The organism is Candidatus Protofrankia californiensis, from assembly GCF_900634765.1.
In the GTDB taxonomy this organism is placed as follows: domain Bacteria; phylum Actinomycetota; class Actinomycetes; order Frankiales; family Frankiaceae; genus Protofrankia; species Protofrankia californiensis.
The window spans coordinates 541-6,345 of sequence record NZ_CAAAFT010000368.1; the positions used below are offsets into that span (position 1 = coordinate 541).

A 5,805-nucleotide genomic window follows, 5' to 3' on the forward strand; every position below is an offset into this window, starting at 1 on the left:
ATCCCGCAGGTGATCGCGTCCGGGACGGCGGCGGCGAGCCGGCATCCCCACAATGTGTCGGTGTCGATGACGGACACCCCGGTCCGCCCGGGGGTGAACAGGGCGGCCTTGGCGGCGAAGTAGTCCTCCATCGACGGGTGGAAGTCGAGGTGGTCCTGGCTGAGGTTGGTGAAGGCCGCCCCGGCGAAGCGGATCCCGCCCACCCGGTGCAGGGCGATGGCGTGGCTGGAGACCTCCATCGCCGCCGCGGTCACCCCGCGCTCGACCATGACCGCGAGTAGCGCCTGCAGGTCGGTGGCTTCCGGGGTGGTGCGTACCGAGGGGATCGCGGCACCGGCCAACCGGGTCTGCACCGTCCCGACCAGCCCGGTCGTGTGCCCCGCGGCGCGCAGCCCCGCCTCCAGCAGATAAGCCACCGTCGTCTTGCCGTTGGTGCCGGTGACCCCCAGCAGTTTCAGGGCTGCCGACGGGTCGCCGTACACCCGGGAGGCGATCGGTCCCAGCAATGCCCGCGGGTCCGCGGCCACGAGCACCGGGACGCCTCCGCCCGCGGTCGTGGCCGCCGCGACGCGTTCGGCGCCGGCCCCGTCGGTCAGCACGGCCACGGCACCGGCCGTGACCGCCTGCTCGACAAAGGCGGCCCCGTGCACATGCGCACCGGGCAGGGCCGCGTACAGGTCACCAGGGCGCACCGCACGCGAGTCGTGGGTAATCCCGCGGACGACCACCCCCTCGCCGGAGCCGCCGGTCACCGCAAGACCGTGGTATCCGGCGGTCAGCTCGGTGAGCGCCCGTGCGAGCGGGGCAACCGGACGCAACACCGGTGAGGTCACGCCAACGACATTAGTAGCCGGCCCGCCGGGACCTGCGCCGGGTCACGGGACCCGCGGCAGGTCAACGGTCGGCGTCCAGATCGAGGACGAGCTTCGGCGCACTCGTGCCGGGTGGGGCCACGCCCAGTGTCGCCAGCGCGAAGGTCATCACCCGTTGGAACACCGGTGCGGCGACCGTCCCGCCGTAGTGGCCGTCGCGGGGGTTGTCCAGCACCACCTCGACGATCGCCCTGGGCTGGTCGGCCGGGGCGAAACCCACGAACGAGGCGACGTAGCCGTCGTAGCGACCCGAGGGACCCACGCGCTGCGCCGTTCCGGTCTTGCCCGCCACCCGGTATCCGTCGATGGCTGCCAGCGGTGCGGTTCCCGAATCCGTGGCCACGGACTCCAACATCCGCGAGACCGTGGCCGCGGTGGCCTCACTGATCACCCGGATGCCGGGCTGGCGCGGTGTGGTGTGCACGGTCCCGTCCGGGGAGACGGTGCTGTCCACCAGGCGGGGCGCGACCCGCACGCCCCCGTTGGCGATGGTGGCGTAGACCGAGGCCATCTGGATCGCGGTCGCGGACATCCCCTGCCCGTAGGAGATCGTGGCCGCCTGCTGGGCATCCCACTCCGACGCGGGCCTCAGGATGCCGGCGCTTTCGCCCGGAAAGCGCAGTGCGGTCCTGGTACCGAGGCCGAAGTCGCGCAGCGCGCTTTCCAGGCCGGCCGAACCCAGCTTGCGCGCGATCTGGATCGTCCCGAGGTTGCTGGACACCGCCAGCACCCCGGCCGCGGTGAGGTGCTCGACCCCGTGCGGCTCGGCGTCGGTGAAGGTCCGGCCCGCGATCCGCATGTTCGGCGGTACCGTCACGGGGGTCTCCGCCGAGATCAGGCCGCGGTCGATCGCCGCGGCCATGGTGATGACCTTGTTGACGCTCCCCGGCTCGTACACGTCCTGGGTGGCGCGGTTCTTCAGGGTGCCCGGATCCGCGGTACCGACCTTGTTGGGGTCGTAGCCGGGCGCGTCCGCCATCGCGAGGATGTCCCCGGTACCCGGGACCATCACCACGACGCTGCCGCCGTCGGCCTGGGTCGTGCGCACGGCTTCGGCCAGTGCCTGCTGCGCGGCCCACTGGATGTCACGGTCGAGGGTGAGCCGTACGCTCGATCCCGGTACCGGGTCGGATTCCCGGCTCGCCGCCGACGGGATCATCCGCCCGGCCGGATCGACCTCGACCCGGCGGAGGCCGTCCGTCCCGCGCAGCAGCCGGTCGTAGGCACTCTCGATACCACCGCCACCGACGATCACATCGTTGTCACCGATCGTGGTGAATCCGACGACGTTGGACGCGAGTGCGCCGGAGGGGTACAGACGCCGGCGTTCCTCCAGGACGCCGATGCCGGGCAGTCCCAGCTCGGTCACCGTCTTGCCCACGGCCGGGTCCAGGCCACGGGCCAGGTAGGCGAAACGTCCGCTGCCTGCGAGTTTCGGTATCAGAGTGTCGGCGGGCACGCCCAGCAGCGGCGCGAGGGCGTTCGCGACGGCGCGGGCGTCGGTGACGTTGTGCGGGTCGGCGTACACCGCACGCGCCTCGACGTCCTGCGCCAGCGTCGCCCCACTACGGTCGGTGATGACACCACGGGCCGCCAGCAACGCCACCGTGCGCAGCCGCTGCTGCTCGGCGCGTTCGGCGTAGGTGGACGCCTGGAACGCCTGCAGCTGGGTCAGCCGGCCGGCGAGCACGACCAGCAGCGCGCAGAGGACGACGACGGAGACCCGCAGTCTGCGGCGCGGGCTGCCCAGGCGCATGGGCGGACGGGTCGCGGCGGTGCGCGGTGACGGCGGACGGACCGCGGTGGCGCCCGGCCTGCCCGCCCGGGTCCGTGACGTGCCCGCCTGATAACCCCTGGGGGCGGGTCGGCGGACCCGGCGCGGATTCGACGGCCGGCCCCGCTGCTGCCCGTCCACCCGGCCATGGTCCGGTTGGTAAGCGTCCGTGTCGTATACGTACTCGTCCCAGCTGGGACCGCCGTCTCCGTAGTCAGTGTCCCCGTAGTCAGTGTCCCCGTAAGCCTCCCCATGAGTGGTACGGGAGGCGCTGGCGGCCGCTGTGGAACGGTAGCCGTCCGGATCCGCGTAGCCGGGGGCGAACCCGCCGTGGTCACCCTCGTACCACCGGTCCGCGGCGCCACGACGAGCAGGACCGGATACCGTACGTGACCGTGACCGGTTACGCAACGACCCACGGTGCAGCGTGGAGCTCACCGAGCCCCTCCGGCCGGTGACCCGCCTGCGGCCGAAGCGCCACTGGTCGGCGTGCCTCCAGCCGGTGGCGCGCCACCGGCCGACGCGGCTCCTGTCGGCGTGCCTCCGGCCGGTACGCCACCGGCGGCCACCGAACCGGCGGCCGTCCGTCCCGGCGGTGGCACCACAACGGTGACGACGCCGGAGGACGAATCCGTACCGATCACACGGGCACCGGGTGGGATCGGGGTTCCGGCCGGCAGGTACTGCGGGATGCCGCCGGGGACCATGCCGAGCTGGGCTGCTCTGGCGGCGAGGGTGGCCGGGGCGGACAGCCTGTCCAGCCGCATGGACAGCGCCTGTTCCTCGTCCAGGAGATCGGACGAGGTCTGGCGCAGGTCGTGGACCTTGAACGCGCTCTGCGCAAGTGCTGTGTTGAGCAGCAGGAGGCACATGAGGCCGCCGCCCATGAGCAGCAACAACAGGATGACGAAGGGTGCGCGGGGAGCGTGGCCGCGGGCAGGGGGCGGGCCGACCCGCAACGGCGACGGCGCGGACGACCAGCGCGGCTCGTCCACCCGCCGGCGCGGGCTGTCCAGGACCGACGCGGCAGCGGCCATCCCACCGGCGCGCCCGCCCAGGGACGGGATCGGGATGGCCGTATCGGCCTGCCCCCGGGCGGACGCCGAAGCGGACACCGTGCCGTATGCCGCAGCCGACGCCGCGCGGCCGTAACGATCGGCGCGGGCTGTCCGGTACGGCGCACGGGCGGTCTGCGCGGCCGGCGCCGCGGGCTTCGTCCTGGTCCGGGACTGCCGTGCAAGCAGGGGGGCCGGAGCGCTCATGCCGCACCTCCGGCTGTCACGGCTATCCGCTCGACAGCGCGCAGCCTCGCCGCGGAAGCCCGCGGGTTTGCTGCCACCTCGTCCGGGGACGGCGTCTCCCCACCGCGGGTGAGCCAGCGCATCGTCGGCGCGGCATCCGGTGGGATCACGGGCAGGTCCGGCGGCACGTCAGGGCGTACCCGTGCCGCGAACGCCCGCTTGACCATGCGGTCCTCAAGCGAGTGGTAAGCAAGCACAACGAGCCTCCCCCCGACGGCGAGCGCGTCGAGGGCCGCCGGCAGAGCCTGGGCGAGCGCCTCGAGTTCGCCGTTCACCTCGATCCTCAGCGCCTGGAATGTACGTTTTGCCGGATTTCCACCGTTACGACGGGTTGCGGCCGGGATGGTCCGGCGGACGAGATCGGCCAGCCGCGCCGAGGACACGAACGGTTCACGGGCGCGTTCGGCGACCACGGCCGAGGCGATCCGGCGCGCGAACCGTTCTTCTCCGTAGTGGCGGAGGATCCGGGCGAGCTCGTCGGCGTCGTAGGTGTTCACGACGTCCGCGGCGGTACGGCCCCGGCTCGGGTCCATCCGCATGTCCAGCGGGGCGTCCCGTGAGTAGCTGAATCCCCGCTCGTCGGAATCGATCTGCAGTGAGGACACTCCGAGGTCGAACAGCACGCCGTGCACCTCGGTCAGGCCGAGTGTGTCCAGGACGGAGGGGAGCTGGTCGTACACGGCATGCACCAGCGTGACCCGACCAGCGCGGTCGGCCAGCCGCGCGCGGCTGTGCTCGAGTGCCTGTGGATCACGGTCGAAACCGATCAGGCGGGCCGCCGGGCAGACGTCGAGTAATGCGCTGGCATGACCGGCGAGGCCCACGGTGGCATCGACCAGCACCGCCCCGGGCTCGAGCAGTGCCGGCGCCAGCAGGGCGACGACACGATCAGAGAGGACGGGGGTGTGGATGGTGTCCACCTCGACCTCCTCGAACGGTTCGTGGACCTCGCGGCGGGAGGAAGATTCGGTTTACGCATGATTGCGTCTTGCGGAAGCCGCGGTGTACACGTACAGATGACGTACAGATGACGTGAACAGATGCGAAGAACGGACGCTGCCGGGTGTGGGGAGGCGTGGGACTGCGTGCGCCGGAGCCGGCCCGGCGTCACAACCGACCCCGCGGGCTCGGCATGTGCCCAGGTCCCGCCCCGCTCACGCCACCGGACACCGGGGAAGTGGCGTCCGGTATGGAGCGGGGGGAGACCTCGGCGCACGCCTGTGCTCCGGGTTTCGGCAAGGCTGCGGCAGTACGCCGAAACGTTCGACGGTGGTCGCCGCTTCTGACCGGGTGTATCCACCTCGTATGACGCTCAGATGACGCCGGGCAGCACCTCCTCGGAAAGCGCGGCGAAGTTCTCCTCCTGGCTTGCCAGATAGGCGTCCCAGCGGGACGCGTCCCAGATCTCCACCCGGGTGTTCGCGCCGTTGACGACGCAGTCCCGCGTCAGTTCCGCATACGCCCGCAGGGGGGGTGGGATGGTGATCCTGCCCTGCCGGTCGGGAACGTCGTCCGAAGCTGAGGAAAAGAAGACACGACTGTAATCCCGTAGAGCTTTTGCCGTAACAGGCGCGGTCCGGAGGGACTCGCTGATCCGGGTGAACTCAACCATGGGGAACACGTAGAGACAACGTTCCTGCCCCTTGGTGATCACAAGCCCCCCTTCCAGCTCCTCGCGGAACTTCGCCGGCAGTGTGAGCCGACCTTTGTCGTCGAGCCGTGGCGTGTGGCTGCCGAGGAACATCGGCAGCCTCCTCGCCCGTGCCCGAGAGGTTCATGGCCGTTCAAACCCCACCCTGGCTGGCCGGCAGTGCGTCCGTCCCCCACTGCGCGCCACTGTACCCCACTCCCCCCCACC

The 5,805-nt window shown here is 71.5% G+C and carries 5 protein-coding genes; all 5 read right to left on the reverse strand.

Annotated elements, in window-relative coordinates; all coding sequences use genetic code 11:
* Positions 1-833, reverse strand: an 833-nt coding sequence (locus tag DD1DGNOD_RS29805) for a Mur ligase family protein (RefSeq protein ID WP_241255834.1), incomplete at its 3' end; no start/stop codon positions are given.
* Positions 834-894: 61 nt separating this feature from the next.
* Positions 895-3,084, reverse strand: a complete 2,190-nt coding sequence (locus DD1DGNOD_RS18895) for a peptidoglycan D,D-transpeptidase FtsI family protein (RefSeq protein WP_241255835.1) — start codon at positions 3,082-3,084, stop codon at positions 895-897.
* A complete protein-coding gene (locus tag DD1DGNOD_RS18900) occupies positions 3,081-3,908 on the reverse strand; it encodes a hypothetical protein (RefSeq protein WP_131770740.1) in 828 nt (275 codons plus the stop codon). Before DD1DGNOD_RS18900 ends, DD1DGNOD_RS18895 begins: the two co-directional genes overlap by 4 nt.
* The gene (rsmH, locus tag DD1DGNOD_RS18905; RefSeq protein ID WP_206443294.1) at positions 3,905-4,858 is read right to left on the reverse strand and encodes a 16S rRNA (cytosine(1402)-N(4))-methyltransferase RsmH; all 954 of its coding nucleotides are present in this window, start codon (positions 4,856-4,858) and stop codon (positions 3,905-3,907) included. The genes DD1DGNOD_RS18900 and rsmH overlap by 4 nt, the downstream gene beginning before the upstream one ends.
* Positions 4,859-5,259: 401 nt before the next feature.
* A complete protein-coding gene (gene mraZ / locus DD1DGNOD_RS18910; protein ID WP_131770741.1) occupies positions 5,260-5,691 on the reverse strand; it encodes a division/cell wall cluster transcriptional repressor MraZ in 432 nt (143 codons plus the stop codon).
* Positions 5,692-5,805: the final 114 nt, after the last annotated feature.

What these genes read in the sequence shown, in the direction of transcription:
- DD1DGNOD_RS18900 (WP_131770740.1), bottom strand. Translation starts at nt 3,908, where the DNA reads ATGAGCGCTCCGGCCCCCCTGCTTGCACGGCAGTCCCGGACCAGGACG.
- mraZ (WP_131770741.1), bottom strand. Translation starts at nt 5,691, where the DNA reads ATGTTCCTCGGCAGCCACACGCCACGGCTCGACGACAAAGGTCGGCTC.